1 protein-coding gene is annotated in these 778 nt (G+C 47.8%); it reads right to left on the bottom strand.

The genetic code is table 11. The annotated features are described in order from the left end of the window. Positions 1–778, bottom strand: a 778-nt coding sequence (locus tag AC1RO3_RS08100; protein WP_481763945.1) for a DEAD/DEAH box helicase family protein, incomplete at both ends; no start/stop codon positions are given.

The following is a 778-nucleotide window of genomic DNA, read 5'->3' as shown; positions in this document are numbered from 1 at the left end:
CCTATCCAAAAACGGTATCGTGATATTGTTCACCTGACACCCTTCCATCTTAAGAAGATGGTACATCTGACTCGTTTCAAAGTCAGCGCTCAGAATCAGAATGCGCTTGAATCCGACAAAAGGCTGAGAGGGAAGCGCCACACGCACAAAACACTTTTTGTTGCCGCTACTTTTCATCAAGCCGAAAACCTGCATACGGATAGGCTCGTCCGCGTTAGGCGTCAAGGCCTGATACATGTTGTACAGATCGCGAAACACCGACGCAGTGTTCGTGTCATTGACTAGGGACGCAAGTTTACTAGGTTTGATTTTATTTGGATGAATCGTAAGAAAACCTCCCGACACTTTTGCACCCTTCGAGTTACGAAACTCAGAAGTGGAGAAGAGTGTGCGGAATAGATTCTCGGACTTTGCGTCAAGCTCTAGTGCTGGCATTTCCGTTGCCCACTTACGAGCCTCGTCGAAAAGCACCGTCGTCTTATCAAACTTGTCGTGCTTGCGCAGCTTGATGAACGACGAGTGGGTCATAAACAGTATGCTACCTTCACAAAACGGCAGAACACCTTTTCCGCCTACTCGGTTGTCATTGAGGACGGCCCGAATTCTGGTGTCAACAGTGCCAAGCTTTTTGTTATACTGTTCACCCTCGATCGAGTACTCGGCGCGTATCATCACGTGCAGCGCTGGATCGAGCAACGCCTTCAAATTTTTGATCGTCTGATTTAGCAAGTCAACGGTAGGCGCAACGTAAAATAGATAGCCAACATCTTTTCCAGCT

Source organism: Dellaglioa sp. CoH-57-MRSF-19, from assembly GCF_056781975.1.
Note: the sequence above shows the minus strand (reverse complement) of the source record. Positions and strands in the feature narration are given on the sequence as shown.